The organism is Streptomyces sp. AC1-42W (assembly GCF_003248355.1).
Lineage (GTDB): Bacteria > Actinomycetota > Actinomycetes > Streptomycetales > Streptomycetaceae > Streptomyces.
The window spans coordinates 1112431-1128272 of the sequence record NZ_QKWY01000001.1 but is presented as its reverse complement, the minus strand read 5'-3'; the positions used below and the strand labels follow the sequence as shown (position 1 = coordinate 1128272).

General features: G+C 71.7%; 17 protein-coding genes and 1 pseudogene. 10 read left to right on the top strand and 8 right to left on the bottom strand.

Features of this window, described 5'->3' with window-relative positions:
- Window positions 1-289 precede the first annotated feature (289 nt).
- Both DNK56_RS05180 and DNK56_RS05175 read left to right on the top strand, forming a co-directional pair.
- On the top strand, window positions 290-1177 hold the full coding sequence (locus DNK56_RS05180) for a helix-turn-helix domain-containing protein (protein ID WP_111330906.1): 888 nt from the start codon (window positions 290-292) through the stop codon (window positions 1175-1177).
- Between the two features lie 71 nt (window positions 1178-1248).
- A complete protein-coding gene (locus tag DNK56_RS05175; RefSeq protein WP_111330903.1) occupies window positions 1249-2145 on the top strand; it encodes a hypothetical protein in 897 nt (298 codons plus the stop codon).
- Here the strand turns inward: DNK56_RS05175 and DNK56_RS05170 are convergent.
- Window positions 2142-3617: a serine/threonine-protein kinase gene (locus tag DNK56_RS05170; RefSeq protein ID WP_241989941.1), complete on the bottom strand. Its 1476-nt coding sequence runs from the start codon at window positions 3615-3617 to the stop codon at window positions 2142-2144. The two genes, DNK56_RS05175 and DNK56_RS05170, sit on opposite strands and share 4 nt — an antisense overlap.
- Window positions 3618-3935: 318 nt before the next feature.
- Here DNK56_RS05170 and DNK56_RS05165 point away from each other — a divergent pair, with 318 nt between their 5' ends.
- From DNK56_RS05165 to DNK56_RS05145, 5 genes and pseudogenes are all read left to right on the top strand, one after another.
- Window positions 3936-4142 (top strand): hypothetical protein, encoded by a 207-nt coding sequence (locus DNK56_RS05165; RefSeq protein ID WP_111330897.1) that lies wholly within the window; start codon window positions 3936-3938, stop codon window positions 4140-4142.
- Window positions 4126-4656: a DUF6879 family protein gene (locus DNK56_RS05160; RefSeq protein ID WP_111330895.1), complete on the top strand. Its 531-nt coding sequence runs from the start codon at window positions 4126-4128 to the stop codon at window positions 4654-4656. Before DNK56_RS05165 ends, DNK56_RS05160 begins: the two co-directional genes overlap by 17 nt.
- Window positions 4653-5483 (top strand): helix-turn-helix domain-containing protein, encoded by an 831-nt coding sequence (locus DNK56_RS05155; protein WP_111330892.1) that lies wholly within the window; start codon window positions 4653-4655, stop codon window positions 5481-5483. Before DNK56_RS05160 ends, DNK56_RS05155 begins: the two co-directional genes overlap by 4 nt.
- A gap of 113 nt (window positions 5484-5596) precedes the next feature.
- A complete protein-coding gene (locus tag DNK56_RS05150; protein ID WP_111330889.1) occupies window positions 5597-5827 on the top strand; it encodes a DUF397 domain-containing protein in 231 nt (76 codons plus the stop codon).
- Between the two features lie 91 nt (window positions 5828-5918).
- Window positions 5919-6374: pseudogene (locus DNK56_RS05145) on the top strand (hypothetical protein); the annotation flags it as partial.
- Window positions 6375-6432: 58 nt separating this feature from the next.
- Here DNK56_RS05145 and DNK56_RS05140 read toward each other — a convergent pair.
- Window positions 6433-7590, bottom strand: a complete 1158-nt coding sequence (locus DNK56_RS05140) for an acyl-CoA dehydrogenase family protein (RefSeq protein WP_111330887.1) — start codon at window positions 7588-7590, stop codon at window positions 6433-6435.
- A 199-nt stretch (window positions 7591-7789) separates the two neighbouring features.
- On the opposite strand from DNK56_RS05140, the gene DNK56_RS05135 reads away from it, so the two are divergent.
- A complete protein-coding gene (locus DNK56_RS05135) occupies window positions 7790-9136 on the top strand; it encodes a UDP-glucose dehydrogenase family protein (RefSeq protein ID WP_111335483.1) in 1347 nt (448 codons plus the stop codon).
- Window positions 9137-9155: 19 nt separating this feature from the next.
- Here the strand turns inward: DNK56_RS05135 and DNK56_RS05130 are convergent, their stop codons facing one another.
- Entirely contained in the window at window positions 9156-9665 is a 510-nt protein-coding gene (locus tag DNK56_RS05130; RefSeq protein ID WP_111330884.1) for a CGNR zinc finger domain-containing protein, read from the bottom strand.
- Window positions 9666-9768: 103 nt separating this feature from the next.
- On the opposite strand from DNK56_RS05130, the gene DNK56_RS05125 reads away from it, so the two are divergent.
- Window positions 9769-10128 (top strand): VOC family protein, encoded by a 360-nt coding sequence (locus DNK56_RS05125; RefSeq protein WP_111330881.1) that lies wholly within the window; start codon window positions 9769-9771, stop codon window positions 10126-10128.
- An 8-nt stretch (window positions 10129-10136) separates the two neighbouring features.
- Here DNK56_RS05125 and DNK56_RS05120 read toward each other — a convergent pair whose 3' ends face one another.
- From DNK56_RS05120 to DNK56_RS05110, 3 genes are read right to left on the bottom strand one after another with little or no spacing between them, the layout of a single operon-like run.
- Complete coding sequence (locus tag DNK56_RS05120; RefSeq protein ID WP_111330879.1) at window positions 10137-11333, bottom strand: dipeptidase; 1197 nt, start codon at window positions 11331-11333, stop codon at window positions 10137-10139.
- A 5-nt stretch (window positions 11334-11338) separates the two neighbouring features.
- The gene (gene purE, locus DNK56_RS05115; RefSeq protein ID WP_111330877.1) at window positions 11339-11878 is read right to left on the bottom strand and encodes a 5-(carboxyamino)imidazole ribonucleotide mutase; all 540 of its coding nucleotides are present in this window, start codon (window positions 11876-11878) and stop codon (window positions 11339-11341) included.
- Window positions 11875-13014 carry a 5-(carboxyamino)imidazole ribonucleotide synthase gene (locus DNK56_RS05110; protein WP_111330874.1) on the bottom strand — a complete coding sequence of 380 codons (1140 nt, stop codon included), beginning with the start codon at window positions 13012-13014 and terminating at the stop codon, window positions 11875-11877. The genes purE and DNK56_RS05110 overlap by 4 nt, the downstream gene beginning before the upstream one ends.
- Before the next feature lie 158 nt (window positions 13015-13172).
- Here DNK56_RS05110 and DNK56_RS05105 point away from each other — a divergent pair, with 158 nt between their 5' ends.
- Window positions 13173-13709, top strand: a complete 537-nt coding sequence (locus DNK56_RS05105; protein ID WP_111330872.1) for a GtrA family protein — start codon at window positions 13173-13175, stop codon at window positions 13707-13709.
- Between the two features lie 34 nt (window positions 13710-13743).
- On the opposite strand, the gene DNK56_RS05100 is transcribed toward DNK56_RS05105, so the two are convergent.
- Window positions 13744-15015 (bottom strand): ATP-binding protein, encoded by a 1272-nt coding sequence (locus DNK56_RS05100; RefSeq protein WP_111330871.1) that lies wholly within the window; start codon window positions 15013-15015, stop codon window positions 13744-13746.
- 69 nt (window positions 15016-15084) lie between these two features.
- On the bottom strand, window positions 15085-15762 hold the full coding sequence (locus tag DNK56_RS05095) for a response regulator transcription factor (protein WP_111335481.1): 678 nt from the start codon (window positions 15760-15762) through the stop codon (window positions 15085-15087).
- Window positions 15763-15842: the final 80 nt, after the last annotated feature.

The window sequence follows — 15842 nt, the reverse complement described above, 5'->3', positions numbered from 1 at the left end:
GGGTCGCGGGTTTCCGCGACCCGGAGTCGTACGTCGCGGACGGCCGCGACCCGGTGCGTCACGACGTCTCCTGCTTGAAAGAACTTCCGGGAAAGAACCCCACCCCACCCCACCCGAACCCGGTACGAACGCTGATCACTCGCGCGGGTGACAAATGGCAACTGAGCTGGATTTGGGGTCGGTTGTCGGGCATATGCTCGCCGCGACAACCCCAGACACAAGTCGGCCCCGACCGGGACGGTAACCCCGGGCAGGGCCTGACCACCGAGGAAGAAAGCCCCACTTCCTGATGACTGCCCAGCAGGTTATCGCGCCCCCGTGCGCCCCGCCCGGTTCCCCCGGCGACGTCACACCGACTTCCGGTGTCATCCACGTCAACTCCCGCCACACGTCCGGCTTCACGGTCATCGGCAACCACCTCGCGCAGCACAGCGAGCTGTCCCTGCTGGCGATCGGGATCGCCGTCCACATCCAGTCGCTGCCCGAGGGCGCGAGCGTCGGCATCAAGACCCTGACCGCCCGCTTCCCGGAGAGCGAGATGCGGATCGCCGCCGCCCTGCGGGAGTTGGAGGCGGCGGGCTATCTGCGCCGCCTCCGCGTACGCCTGCCGGACGGCCGCGTACGCACCCGGACGGAGTCCCACAACCGGCCGCACGCCACGACTCCGGTCCCCCCGGCTTCGTACGCCCCACCGCGCCCCGCCCCCGCGACGCCCCCGCCCTCTCCTCCGGCCCGGAAGCCGGAACCCGGGCCGAAGCCCAGCGCGCCGCCCGCCCCCAGCGCCCGGCCCGTCTCCCTCCCCCACGCCCGCACCGCCGCCGCGCTCCTGGCGGACCTGCGCCGCCACACCCCCGTCCTCACGCTGTCCGGGGCGGACATCACCGCCCTCGTACCGGAGGTCGCCGCCTGGCTGGAGCGCGACGCGGACCCGGACACCATCCGCCGGGCCCTCAGCACGGACCTCCCGGCACCCCTCACCCACCCCGCGCGCCTCCTGCGCCACCGCCTCCGAGCCCTCCTACCGCCCCCGCTTCCCGACCCGGCGGACCTCGTCCGGCAACGCCCGGCCCCCACCGTCATCCCGCTCCAGAACTGCGACGACTGCAACCGCGCCTTCCGCGCCCCGGAGCCGGGCCGGTGCCGCGACTGCCGGGCCGGGGGGCACCAGCCCGGATGACCGGCGCCCGCAGCGGCTGGGGCGGGAGCCGGGCCCTGTGCAGGGCGGGGGGCTCGTGTCAGCATGGCGCCGTGACAGAGATCAGCAAGGGGGAGGGTCCGGCGGCTTCCGGGCAGCCGGGGCAGGGCGGTCCGGTTCCGCCGGAGATTCCGCACGGAGTCGTCGGGAAGTCGTCGGGGCCGGGCGCGGGCTCCGTCTCCACGGGCGGGGCGCGGGCAGAGGTCCCCGCGCGGCCGCCGCGCCGGATCGGCCTCGCGGACGGCGGACGGTGGGCCGGGCTGATCGCGCCGTCGCCCGCCCCGTCCGCCGAGACGGCCGCAGCCGCGCGCGTCCTCGGCGGGGAGTTCGAGGACATCGTGTACGCGGGTGGGGGCGACGCCGTGTTCGCCATGGAGGAGACGCCTCCGGCCGGTTACGTCCTGGTCGACGTCGCCCGGACGGGCTCGGGCCTCTTCCTGCTGGACTCCCTCGACTGGAACGGCAGGGAGGCCGTCCACTTCGGCGGCGGCCACCCGCCCCTCCGGTTCGGCCGGCGGGTGATGTGGTGCGACAACCTGTACCCCCTGCGCTTCCGCGTCCAGTGCGACAGCCGGGACGAGTGGGTGATCGTGATCCGGTCCCTCGGCGCGGTGCGTGCGCTCGGCGAGGGGGCCACCGGGCGGGGCGCCGACGTCCTGCTCCACACCGGGCCCGCGGGCGAGCTGGTCCTGCGGGCGCACTCGGCGTCGGGGAGCGGGTCGCTGCGCGTCGAGGGCCACAGGCCGCGTCGTCCCGGCGGCGCCACCACGTACCCGCAGACGCTGGTGAGCGAGGCGGACCGGCGCCCGGAGGCCGCGGGGGCGCTCCCCGAAGGGCCGCTGGTGCTGGGGGTCGTCGAAGGGGACGGGGACTGGTCGCTCGACGTCCGGCCGGCCCGTCCTGCGGAAACGGGGAAGCCGGGGTTCTGGAACCGCCTGCGCGGGCGCTAGACCGCTCCTCGCCAGACCGTGATGTCGCCCAGGAGGAAGGCGCTCGCGGGGACCGCGGTCGACTTCGTCGCGATCACGAACAGCGCGATATCCCCCGAGGGGTTCTTGATGCAGATCTCGCTTCCGTTGGCGACGACGGCGGTGGGAAGCCGGTGCGCCTTCTCGTAGGTGAACCGCCGGCGGCAGTAGTCGAGCGTGGTGCCCGGCTTGTCGCTCGGCTGGGCGAATACGCTCTCGTCGCTCATCAGCGCGCAGCCGTTCGTCCCGCAGCCGAAGCGGACCTCGCCCTTGCTGTTCGTCAGCGGCACGTCCGGGTCCGCGAGGTTCAGTGAGCGCTGCGCGCTGAGCATGACCATCGGGTACGGCTCGGGGAGCGGCTCGCTGGGCGAGGGGGACGGGGTCGGCGTCGGGGATGCCTTTCGCGTGGCGCCCCCGGTGTCCGTGTCCTTGCTCGGGGCGGCCGGGGTTCCCGCGGTGTCCCGGTGTGCGTCACCGCCGCCGGGGCCCACGGTCTGCCAGGCCAGGACCGCGGCCAGCAGCGCGCTCACCGCGCCGACCGCCGACACCAGCGCCGCGCGCCGTCTGCGGGCGCGGCGCCCGTCCGGCGCCGGTCCGGGCGTCGCGGGCCCGGCCGGTGGCTCCGGCTGCGCCGGGGTCGCCTCGGGCACCGGGGGCGGGACCTCGCTCTCCGGTCCGCCGATCTCCCGCCACACGGCGGGCACCCCGTCCGCCCCGGTGGCCGCCCCCAGCCGTTGCCTGCACCACTCCACGATCTCCGCCGGAGCGGGCCGCTCCGCCGGGTCGGCGGCCAGACACCGGGCGAACAGGGGCCGCAACGACTCGGGGAGCAGGGCCAGTTCGGGCTCGGAGTGGACGATCCGGTACAGCACGTCGACGCCGGGGCCGTCCCCGTAGAGCGGCCTGCCCAACGCCGCGAACGCGGCGGTCTGGGCGAGGGCGAAGACATCGGTCGCCGCCGTGATCCGCTGTACGGACGCCTGTTCCGGGGCCATGTACGCGGGCGTGCCGAGCGGGTGTCCCGTCGCCGTGTACGCCGTCGCGTCGGCGGCGAGGGCGATGCCGAAGTCGATCACGCGCGGCCCGTCCGAGGCCAGCAGCACATTCGACGGCTTCAGGTCGCGGTGGACGATGCCCTCGGCGTGGATGGCCCGGAGCGCCTCGGCCGTGCCCGCCATCAGCCACAGCAGGGCGGGCACCGGCAGGGGGCCCCGCCGGGCCACGGCCTGGGAGAGGGAGGGGCCGGGCACGTACAGCGTGGCCAGCCAGGGTTGCGCGCAGTCCGGGTCGGCGTCCAGCAGTTCGGCCGTGTACGCGCCGCGTACCCGGCGGGCCGCCCGGACCTCCCGGCGGAACCGCTTCCTGAAGTCCGGGTCGTCGGCCAGTTCCGGGCGTACGACCTTGATCGCCACCGGCCGGCCGCCCTCGGTGTGCGAGAGGTAGACGCGGCCCATGCCGCCCGCGCCCAGCCGGGCGGCGAGCCGGTAGCCGCCCACCACCACCGGGTCGGTCTCCTGAAGTGGCTGGAATGTCTCCGTCACCTGGTCCCGCCCCGCTCCCCCGCCGTGCCGCACCGACCCGCGACAGCAGCCTAACAACGGCGCGAACCCGGGCCGCCGGGGCCGGGGACCTGGTTGGTGCCCTCGTAGATCTGGGTGCGGCATGCCGCACGCGTGCCGAGTTTCCTGTTCTCTCAACTGGGCCACCTTGACCCGTCTGTCACGGCGTCGCGAGGATCGAACGGGACACCAGCCTACGCAGGGGGTCAGCCAGTGAAGCTCAATCAGCTCGTAAGCGAGTGCGACGAGGGACCGTGCCCGACCGTGTGGGCGATAGAGGGGACGGGGAGCGTCTTGGTACAGGGCTTCAAGGTGGATGACGAGGAAGCGCTCACCACCATGCAGCTACCGAACAACGAAACCGCCGTGCGTGTCCCTATGTCGCTGATTCTGAGGGTGGCCCGTGAACATCTCGCCTGACGAATTCGGAAAGCTCTTCACTGAGTTTCAGCGGGAAGCATTCCGGCTTGAGACCCTGGACGATTACAGCAAATCGGGCGGAGTCGACGCCTACCACGTATTCTTGGCCGGTAGGCCGCAGCCGGAAGAGTACAAGTCAGCCGGTTGGGTCACGACCGTACGAGATGCCACGCAAGCCGGTAAGCGCATGTACCGCGTGCACATCCTGGCTCGCCCCCTGAGTGATTACCTGCGGTTCGAGCTCGGTTGGGGTTATCTCCGGAACCAAGAAGCCGGGGAAGAGTTCTTCATCCTCGACACCACCGAACAGCCGAACCCGCTGGAGGGTGTGCCGGACTTCTGGGCCTTCGATGAAAGCTCGGTCGTGACCATGCAGTACGGCGATGGCGGGGAGTTCCTAGGCGCAGAACTGATCCCCGAGGAGCAGGCGGGGGAATGGCTGGAGCGTCGAGACGCAGCCCTGAGTAACGCTGTGCCGTTCCGCGACTGGTGGGAGCAGCACAAGCCGGCGTGAACAACATCAATATCGGTCGGGCGCTACGGGAACTGCGAGAGGCCGGCGGAAGGCAGGCCAAGGTGGTCGCCCGTAGCGCTGTCATGTCTCCGAGCAAGCTCAGCAAGATCGAGAACGAAGCGCTTGCGCCGAGTGTGATGGACGTGGAGCGCATCCTCACGGCCTTGGAGGTCTCGGAGGAGGTCAAGGCCCGACTCACCGAAGCTGCCCGCAAGGCAGCCACGGAGGCGACGGCTTGGCGCATCTTGCGGCGTACCGGGCTCCACAAGCACCAGGACGAGATCCGGGCGATAGAAGCCCAAACGAGCCTCATGCGGCTGTTTCAGCCGTCGTGCTTTCCCGGCCTGCTCCAGACCCCCGAGTATGCCCGCGCCATCCTTGGCAGACACGGTTACACGCAAGGCGCCCTGGAGAAGATGATGGGCGCACGTCTGCTCCGGCAAGAGGTCTTGCACGACACCGCCCGAACCTTTCGGTTCGTGATCACCGAGTCCGTACTCAGATGGAAAATCGTTCGCCCTTCGATGCTGGCAGCGCAGCTGGACAAGCTCATCACCATGTCGAGAATGCCGAACGTGAGCATCGGGGTGCTTCCCCTGTCGGCACCCATGACCGACTTGCCCAGTTCCTCGTTCGTTCTCTTCGACACCAACCTGGCCATTATCGAGATCCCGCACGCCGAGATCACCACTACCGAAGCCAGGGACGTCGAGCTGTACGTGAACAAGTTCGCCGGCTTCGAGGGCGCGGCCGTCACGGGCGAGGAAATGAGGCGCTTTGTCGCAGGGCTCCGGGACGACTTCTTGAGGCAACAGGAAACGGGCTAGAGGTTCCTCGGTGATGGCCCGAGGATGTACTCGTGCCGACCGAAAGGACGGCGGCATGGGGCGGACACGGAAATTCTCTCCCCCCAGCACTGATCTCACAGGAAGGAACACCCATGCCCGGAACCGACCTGTACAGCCTGCCCATCGACGGCGCCACGTTCTACAAGGCGTGCGGGGGCAGCACGCATCCGGATGGCGAGTCCTGCGCCACGCTGGCGAAGATCGGCCCCCACGCGTGGGCGATGGGCGACAGCAAGCGCCCCGGTGCGGAGCCTTTGCGCTTCAGCACCGAGGAACTGAACGCGGCCGGTATCGACCCGGCCCGCTTCGGCCTGTCCGCCTGACGGCCGTCCATGGCGCCCCCGGTCCTGACTCCCCCCGAGAGGCAGGACCGGTTGGGCGCCCCTCTTCTTCTTGCACTGAACGGGACGACAGTTGCACCACCACGGCTACCTGTGGACCGGCTCCAAGCAACGGTTCGATGACGAGGCGCTGAGGCGGCCGCCGCACCCTGATCCACCACCGGCCGATAAGCCGGAGCTTGCCCAGCGGTACAGGGAAGTGAAGGCGGAGTTCCCAACCGTGGACCTGCCACCGCTGGAAGCGGTCCACTGGCTGATCAAACCCGCGAAGCTCGTGCGGGGCACCTGGGAGGAGCCGAAGGAAGCGGCGGAATGGCTCGGGCATCGACTGGCGGAGTATGCGCCCCGGTTCTCCTCCGAGTCGGACCGCGACAGTACCCGGCTGGCGCTGCTGGTCCGCTCCGCTGCCGATCGGCTGGGCTGGGGTGGAGACGTGTCCCACGGCTTCTACCTGGAGAGGCCGGCATTTCTCTCCGTAGCTCTGGTGACGTGCACTCCGAACCGTGCCGCACCGCGCCTGGCCTGCCCGGCCCCCGGCGTCGCGCCGGGGGCCGCGTTGTCTGTGCAGGTCACTGGCTATAACCCTGCTAGGGAAGGTTCCTTGCCATGACGATGCGCTGGACCTGGTTGGTGCCCTCGTAGATCTGGGTGATCTTGGCGTCGCGCATCATGCGCTCCACCGGGTAGTCGCGGGTGTAGCCGTAGCCGCCGAGGAGCTGGACCGCGTCGGTGGTGATCTCCATGGCGGCGTCGGAGGCGAAGCACTTGGCGGCGGCGCCGAAGAACGTCAGGTCGCCGTCGACACGCTCGGACTTGGCGGCAGCCGCGTAGGTGAGCTGGCGGGCGGCCTCCAGCTTCATGGCCATGTCGGCGAGCATGAACTGGACGCCCTGGAAGTCGGCGATCGGCTTGCCGAACTGCTTGCGCTCCTTGACGTAGCCCTTGGCGTAGTCGAGGGCGCCCTGCGCGATGCCGAGGGCCTGGGCCGCGATGGTGATGCGGGTGTGGTCCAGGGTCTTCATCGCGGTGGCGAAGCCGGTGCCCTCCTCGCCGATCATGCGGTCGGCGGGGATGCGGACGTTGTCGAAGTAGACCTCGCGGGTCGGGGAGCCCTTGATGCCGAGCTTCTTCTCGGGGGCGCCGAAGGAGACGCCCTCGTCGGACTTCTCGACGACGAAGGCCGAGATGCCCTTGGAGCGCTTCTCCGGGTCGGTGACGGCCATGACCGTGTAGTACTCGGAGACGCCCGCGTTGGTGATCCAGCGCTTCACGCCGTTGAGGACCCAGAAGTCGCCGTCGCGCACGGCGCGGGTCTTCATGCCGGCCGCGTCGGAGCCCGCGTCCGGCTCGGAGAGGCAGTACGAGAACATGCCGTCGCCCTTGGCCAGCGGGCCCAGGTACTTCTTCTTCAGGGCCTCGGAGCCGGACAGGACGACCGGGAGCGAGCCGAGCTTGTTCACGGCCGGGATCAGCGAGGAGGAGGCACAGGCACGGGCCACCTCCTCGATCACGATGACCGTGGCGAGCGCGTCGGCGCCGGCGCCGCCGTACTCCTCCGGTACGTGCACCGCGTGCAGATCGGCGGCGGTCAGGGCGTCCAGCGCCTCCTGCGGGAAGCGGGCCTCCTCATCGACCGCGGCCGCGTGCGGGGCGATCTTCGCCTCGGCGAGCGCACGCACCGTCTCACGGAGCAGCTCGTGCTCCTCGGCCGGACGGTACAGGTCGAAATCGGTCGAACCCGCCAAGACGCTCACTCCCCAGGGTGCTAACTACCGTTAAGTAACCCAATTTTAGGCGTTCGACCCGCCCCCGGCATACGCGCTCGGGCCGTGAGCTGCGCGACAGCCGGAAAACAGGGGTTCCGCGGCCCGGACTATGCTCATTCCCCGCGTGCCCGTCCGCATGCCCGTCCGCCCGTCCGTCCGCGTCTCACAGGAGCACCTCATGGCCCTCACCAGGATCACCGTGATCGGCACCGGCTACCTGGGGGCCACCCACGCCGCGGCCATGGCGGAGCTGGGCTTCGAGGTCCTGGGGCTCGACGTGGTGCCCGAGAAGATCGAGATGCTGTCCGCCGGCCGGGTGCCGATGTACGAACCCGATCTTGAGGAGATGCTGCGGCGGCATGTCGTGGGCGTCGAGGGGGCCAGCGGGCGGCTGCGGTTCACCACCTCCTGGGAGGAGGCCGCCGAGTTCGGCGACGTCCACTTCGTCTGCGTGAACACCCCGCAGAAGCACGGCGAGTACGCCTGCGACATGACGTACGTGGAGAGCGCCTTCGACTCGCTGGCGCCGCTGCTGACCCGGCCCGCCCTGGTCGTCGGCAAGTCCACCGTGCCCGTCGGCTCCGCCGCCCGCCTCGCCGCCCGGCTCGCGGAGCTGGCTCCGGTGGGCGCCGGCGCGGAGCTGGCCTGGAACCCGGAGTTCCTGCGCGAGGGCTTCGCCGTCCAGGACACCCTGCACCCGGACCGGATCGTCGTCGGCGTGACCAGCGAGCGGGCCGAGAAGCTGCTGCGCGAGGTGTACGCCGTTCCGGTCGCGGAGGGCTCCCCGTTCGTCGTGACGGACTACCCGACCGCCGAGCTGGTGAAGACGGCCGCCAACTCCTTCCTGGCCACCAAGATCTCGTTCATCAACGCCATGGCGGAGGTCTGCGAGGCCGCCGACGGCGATGTGGCCAAGCTCGCCGAGGCCATCGGGCACGACGACCGCATCGGGAAGAAGTTCCTGCGGGCCGGGATCGGCTTCGGCGGCGGCTGCCTACCCAAGGACATCCGCGCGTTCATGGCCCGCGCCGGTGAGCTGGGCGCCGACCAGGCGCTGACCTTCCTGCGCGAGGTCGACTCGATCAACATGCGCCGCCGGGGCCACATGGTGGAGCTGGCCCGCGAGGCCGTGGGCGGCGGCTCCTTCCTCGGCCGGCGGGTCGCCGTGCTCGGCGCCACGTTCAAGCCGGACTCGGACGACGTACGGGACTCGCCCGCGCTCAACGTCGCGGGGCAGGTCCACCTCCAGGGCGGCCAGGTCACCGTCTACGACCCCAAGGGCATGGACAACGCCCGCCGGCTCTTCCCGACCCTCGGCTACGCGGAGAGCGCGCTCGACGCGGTGCGCGGCGCCGACGTCGTCCTGCATCTGACGGAGTGGCGGGAGTTCCGCGAGCTGGACCCGGAGGCGCTGGGCGCGGTCGCGGGCCGCCGGATCATCCTCGACGGGCGCAACGCGCTGGACCCGGCCGTGTGGCGCGCGGCCGGCTGGACGTTCCGCGCGATGGGCCGCCCCACCGCCTGACCGCGCCCGGTCCCCCTTCTCAGCCGCGACGCGCCCGGTACGTACGCATCTTCGCGCGCGCCCCGCACACCGACATCGAGCACCAGCGGCGGCGCCCCGCCGGGCTGCGGTCGTAGTAGGCCCAGCGGCAGTCCGCCGCCTCGCACGCCTTGAGCCTGGCCCAGGTGCCGTCCGCCGCGGCGGCGGCGACCGCGGCGGCGATCCGCGCCATCAGCCCCGGCGGCTCCTGCACCGGGCGCAGCGCCGCCACGCCCGCCGCGTCCACCGTGACCCGAAGCGGCGCCTCGGCGAGCAGCCGGTCCAGTACGCACAGCGGGCTGTCGTCCGAGCAGTGGCCGGCGTGCGCCAGGCAGGCGGCGCGCAGGGCCTCGCGCAGCGCGCGGGCCGCCGGGAGGTCGGGCTCCGCGAGGGCGAAGGGGGCGCGCCCCTCCGCCGTGTCGAGGCTGTCCGCGCCGGTCTCGATGTCCAGGGTGTTGACCAGCGCCTCGACCAGCGCGAGTCCACCGGGCGCGGAATCCCTCTCATTCATGGTTGCGACGTTACCGCCCATGGGGGAGCATGCAGTAACGGTTACCGGTTGATCGGTTCAAGCGGTAACCACCTGTCCGTAGTCTGCCCGAGGAGGAAGCAACATGGCTCTGGCCACAGTGGGTGCCGTCGTCCTGGACTGTCCCGACCCCGTCGCCCTGGCGGACTTCTACGCCGCGCTGCTCGGCGGCGAGGTCCGGCGGCAGGAGGACTGGGTGGACCTCGAAGGAAGCGCCGGCGCCCCACTCGCCTTCCAGGCCGCGCCCGGCTTCGTACCGCCGAAGTGGCCGCGCGCGGACGCCTCGCAGCAGGTCCATCTGGACCTGACCGCGGCGGATCTGGACGCGGCGGAGCGCGAGGTGCTGGCGCTGGGCGCGACGGTGCTGGACGCGGCGGACCGGGAGCGCTCCTTCCGGGTGTACGCCGACCCGGCGGGGCACCCGTTCTGCCTCTGCGCCTGCTGAAACCGCCCCTAGGCCGCCGGGGCGTCCAGCTGTTCGATCCTCGCGTGCGACGGGCCGCGCAGCGCCCGCTGCTCGCGGGCCACGTCCTCGGCGGCGCGCAGCACCCGTACGGCGTTGCGCCAGGTGAGCTTGGCCAGGTCGGCGGCGGACCAGTTGCGGCGCAGCAGCTCCGCGACCAGGTTCGGGTAGCCGGCGACGCTCTCCAGGCCGTGCGGGAGGAAGGCGGTGCCGTCGTAGTCGCCGCCGATGCCGACATGGTCGATGCCGGCGACGTCGCGCATGTGGTCGAGGTGGTCGGCGATGGTGGCCACCGTGGCGACCGGGCGGGGCTGGGCCGCCTCGAACGCGGCGTGCAGCTCCATGGCGCGCGCGGTGGTGTCCAGGTGGTGCAGCCCGTGGGCGCGCAGGTTCTCGTCGGCGGCCTGCGTCCAGGCGACGGCCTCGGGCAGGACGAACGTGGGGACGAAGGTGGCCATGGCGATGCCGCCGTTGGCCGGGAGCAGCGCCAGCACGTCGTCCGGGATGTTGCGCGGGTGGTCGCAGACGGCGCGCGACGAGGAGTGCGAGAACATCACCGGCGCGACGGAGGTGGCCAGCGCGTCCCGCATGGTCGTCGCGGCGACGTGCGAGAGGTCCACCAGCATGCCGGTGCGGTTCATCTCGCGGACGACCTCGTGGCCGAAGGGCGAGAGGCCGCCGACGCCGGGCTCGTCGGTCGCGGAGTCGGCCCAGGCGATGTTGTCGTTGTGGGTGAGCGTCATGTAGCGGACGCCCAGGGCGTACAGGCCGCGCAGGGTGCCCAGCGAGTTCGCGATGGAGTGGCCGCCCTCGGCGCCCATCAGGGAGGCGATCCGGCCCTCGGCGCGGGCGGCCTCCATGTCGTCGGCGGTCAGGGCGCGCCGCAGGTCGGCCGGGTAGCGGTCGAGCAGTTCGGCGACGGCGTCGATCTGTTCCAGGGTCGCGCTGACGGCGGCGTCGCCCGCGAGGTCGGAGCGTACGTAGACGGACCAGAACTGGGCGCCGACGCCCCCGGCGCGCAGCCGGGGGATGTCGGTGTGCAGGTGGGCCGACTGGTCGGTGGCGATGTCCCGTGCGGCCAGGTCGTAGCCGACCTGCTCGCGCAGCGCCCACGGCAGGTCGTTGTGGCCGTCGACCACGGGGTACTCGGCGAGGAGTTCCCGCGCCCGGTCCAGTCGGTCCGTCACGGCGCCTACTTCCCGAAGCCGAAGGACTCCGTGCCGGCCACCTTCTGGCGCAGCCGCTTGCCCTTCTCGGTGGCCTGGTCGTTCAGGTCGCCCAGGAACTCCGTCATCCGGCCCCGGAGCTCGGGGTCGGCGGCGGCCAGGATGCGGACGGCCAGCAGGCCGGCGTTGCGCGCGCCGGCGACGGAGACCGTGGCGACGGGGATGCCGGCGGGCATCTGGACGATGGACAGGAGGCTGTCCATGCCGTCCAGGTACTTCAGCGGGACCGGGACGCCGATGACCGGCAGCGGGGTGACCGAGGCGAGCATGCCGGGCAGGTGGGCGGCGCCGCCCGCGCCCGCGATGATCGCCTTGAGGCCGCGGTCGGCCGCGTTCTCGCCGTACGCGATCATCTCGCGGGGCATGCGGTGGGCGGAGACGACGTCGACCTCGTACGGGATCGCGAACTCGTCCAGCGCCTTGGCCGCCGCTTCCATGACGGGCCAGTCGGAGTCCGAGCCCATGACGATGCCGACGACCGGTGCGGTGGAGGCGGGGGAAGTCATTCGGTGATCGTTCCTCGCAGGTAGTCGGCCGCGTGCCGGGCGCGCTCGCGCACGTCCGCCAGGTCGTCGCCGTAGGTGTTGACGTGGCCGACCTTGCGGCCCGGCTTCACGTCCTTTCCGTACATGTGGATCTTGAGCTGCGGGTCGCGCGCCATGCAGTGCAGATAGCCCTGGTACATGTCCGGGTAGTCGCCGCCCAGGACGTTGCACATGACCGTCCAGGGGGCGCGGGGGCGCGGGTCGCCGAGCGGGAGGTCGAGGACCGCCCGGACGTGGTTGGCGAACTGCGAGGTGATCGCGCCGTCCATGGTCCAGTGGCCGGAGTTGTGCGGGCGCATGGCCAGCTCGTTGACGAGGATGCGCCCGTCCCGGGTCTCGAACAGCTCCACCGCGAGGTGGCCGACGACGCCCAGCTCGGCGGCGATGCGCAGCGCGAGCTGCTGGGCCTCGCCCGCCAGCTCCTCGTCCAGGTCGGGGGCGGGGGCGATGACCGTGTCGCAGACGCCGTTCACCTGGATGGACTCGACGACCGGGTAGGCGACGGCCTGGCCGTGCGGCGAGCGGACGATGTCGGCCGCCAGCTCCCGTACGAAGTCGACCTTCTCCTCGGCGAGCACCGGGACACCGGCCCGGAACGGCTCGGCCGCGTCCGCCTCGGAGCGGACCACCCAGACGCCCTTGCCGTCGTAGCCGCCGCGCACGGTCTTCAGGACGACGGGGAAGCCCCCGCCCTCCTCGGCGAAGACCGCGACGTCGGCCGGGTCGGCCACGATGCGGTGGCGGGGGCAGGGCGCGCCGATCTCGGTGAGCTTCGCGCGCATCACCCCCTTGTCCTGGGCGTGCACCAGGGCGTCGGGGCCGGGGCGGACGGGGATGCCGTCCGCCTCCAGGGCCCGCAGATGCTCGGTGGGCACGTGCTCGTGATCGAAGGTGATCACGTCACAGCCGCGCGCGAAGGCCCGCAGCGTCTCCAGGTCGCGATAGTCGCCGACGACGACCTCGCCCACCACCTGGGCCGCTGAGTCCTGAGCGGTGTCGCTGAGGAGCTTGAACTTGATGCCGAGGGGGATGCCCGCCTCGTGGGTCATTCGGGCGAGCTGACCGCCACCGACCATGCCGACTACCGGGAACGTCACGCTTCCAGGGTATCCGCACCGCCGGGCGGCGGCTCCGGGCAGGGGGCGGGGCCGGCCGCACGCGTTCCCGTACGCACAGGCGTACGGCGGGTGTCCTGGTTAGCATGGCCGGGTTGACGGAGCATGGAGCGGGACCTACGGACGGACTGAGCGATCACATGAGCGAGCGAGGCGCACTGCGGGCCCGGCTGGAGTCGCTGGCCCGGGAGGTCGCCAAGTTCGGCGTGGTCGGTGCCGTCGGCCTGGTGGTCAACATGGTCGTGTCGAACCTGCTGTGGCGCTACACGGAGATCCCGACCGTGCGGGCCGGGCTGCTCGCCACGTTCGTCGCGATCCTCTGCAATTACGTGGGCTTCCGCCACTGGACGTACCGCGACCGCGACAAGACCGGCCGCACCCGCGAGCTGACCCTGTTCCTGCTGTTCAGCGCGGCGGGCGCGGTGATCGAGACCGGTGTGCTGTACGTGGCGACGTACGGGTTCGGCTGGGACACCCCGGTGCAGAGCAACGTCTTCAAGATCGTCGGGATCGGTGTCGCGACGCTGTTCCGCTTCTGGTCCTACCGGACGTGGGTCTTCAAGGCGCTGCCCGAGCCGGAGGCGGCTGCCGACGAGCCGGAGGCGGCTGCCGACAAAGGAGCCCTGGTGACCGTGCCCGCCCCGGCGGTGCGCGAGGCGGATGCGGCACGGCGGTAGGGCGGTAGGGCGGTAGGGCAGCACGGCGGCAGGGCTACCTCACCGGACGTTCCGTTTCCGCTTCCGTCCGGCTCTGGGCCATGCGGCTCAGGAAGAGGGCGAAGACCGGGGGCTGCTGCTGGAGGAGTTCCAGCCGGCCGCCGTCCGCCTCGGCGAGGTCGCGGGCGACGGCGAGGCCGATGCCCGTGGAGTTGCGGCCGCTGATGGTCCGCTCGAAGATCCGCGCCCCCAGGTCGGCCGGGACGCCGGGGCCCTCGTCCGTCACCTCGATCACCGCCTGATTGCCGGTGACCCGCGTGCGCAGGGCGACCGTGCCCCGCCCGTGCATCAGGGAGTTCTCGATCAGCGCGGCCAGGACCTGGGCGACCGCGCCCGGCGTGCCCACGGCGCTGAGCCCCTGCTTGCCCGAGCACACGATGGCGCGGCCCTCGCCCCGGTAGGCCGGGCGCCACTCCTCGATCTGCTGCTTGACGACCTCGTCCAGGTCGAAGTCGACCGCCGAGCCGGTCCGGGGGTCGCGGGCGTTGGTGAGCAGCCGCTGCACCACGTCCGTGAGCCGTTCGACCTGGGCGAGCGCGATGTGCGCCTCCTCCTTCACGGTCTCCGGGTCGTCGGTGAGCGAGATCTCCTCGATGCGCATGGACAGCGCGGTGAGCGGGGTCCGCAGCTGGTGGGAGGCGTCGGCGGCGAGCCGGCGCTCCGCGGTGAGCATGCGGGCGATCCGTTCGGCGGAGGCGTCGAGGACGTCGGCGACACGGTCCAGCTCGGGCACCCCGTACCGCTTGTGGCGCGGGCGGGGGTCGCCGGAGCCCAGGCGTTCGGCGGTCTCGGCGAGGTCGGTGAGCGGCGAGGCGAGCTTGTTGGCCTGGCGCACGGCGAGGAGGACGGCGGAGACGATGGCCAGCAGCGCCACCGCGCCGATGATCATCAGGGTGCGGCCGACCTCGCGGGTGACGGCGGAGCGGGACTCCTCGACGGTGACCCGCTCGCCGTGCTCGCCCGTCTCGGTGGCGGTGATCACGCTGCCGGTGGGGCGCTCGCCGACCTCGATGGGGGCCCGGCCCGCCATCTTGACCAGGGCGTAGCGCTTGTCGTCGATCTGCTCGGCGAGCACTTCGGGGTTGATCCGCTCCTCGCCGAGGAGCCGGCTCTCGATGACGCTGATCAGCCGGAGCGCCTCGGAGTCGACGCTCTCCTGGGCGCTGCTGCTGATGGTGCGGGTCTCGACGATGACGAGGGAGACGCCGAAGACGGCGATCACCACGAGCACGACGGCGAGGGTGGAGTTGATCAGTCGTCGGCGCATGCCTGCTTCTGTACGTCGTCGGCTCGGGCTGCTGGCGCGGGGGCGTCAGCTCGTACGGCTCGCCGGTCGTCAGCTCTTCTCGAAGCGGAAGCCGACGCCCCGGACGGTGGCGATGTAGCGCGGGTTGGCCGCGTCGTCGCCGAGTTTCTTGCGGAGCCAGGAGATGTGCATGTCGAGGGTCTTGGTGGAGGACCACCAGGTGGTGTCCCAGACCTCGCGCATCAGCTGGTCGCGGGTGACGACCCGGCCGGCGTCCCGTACGAGGACGCGCAGGAGGTCGAACTCCTTGGCGGTGAGCTGCAGTTCCTCCTCGCCCATCCAGGCCCGGTGCGATTCGACGTCGATGCGGACGCCGTGCGTGGCGGGCTGGGGGGCGGGCTCGGCGGCGCCGCGCCGCAGCAGGGCCCGGACGCGGGCGAGCAGTTCGGCGAGGCGGAACGGCTTGGTGACGTAGTCGTCGGCGCCGGCGTCGAGCCCGACGACCGTGTCCACCTCGTCGGCGCGGGCGGTCAGCACCAGGACCGGCACGGTGTGACCCTCGGCACGGAGCCGGCGGGCGACTTCGAGGCCGTCCATGCCGGGCAGCCCCAGGTCGAGCACGACCAGGTCGATGCCGCCCTGGAGACCGGCGTCGAGGGCGGTCGGGCCGTCTTCCCGCACCTCGACCTCGTAACCCTCCCGCCGCAGGGCGCGGGCCAGCGGTTCCGAGATGGATGCGTCGTCCTCGGCGAGCAGTACACGGGTCATGCACTGATGGTAGTCCGCGCGGGGCAGGAGGCGGGAGGCGATCCGCAAGCCCTGCGGATCACCTACCGGAGCGGGGGCAG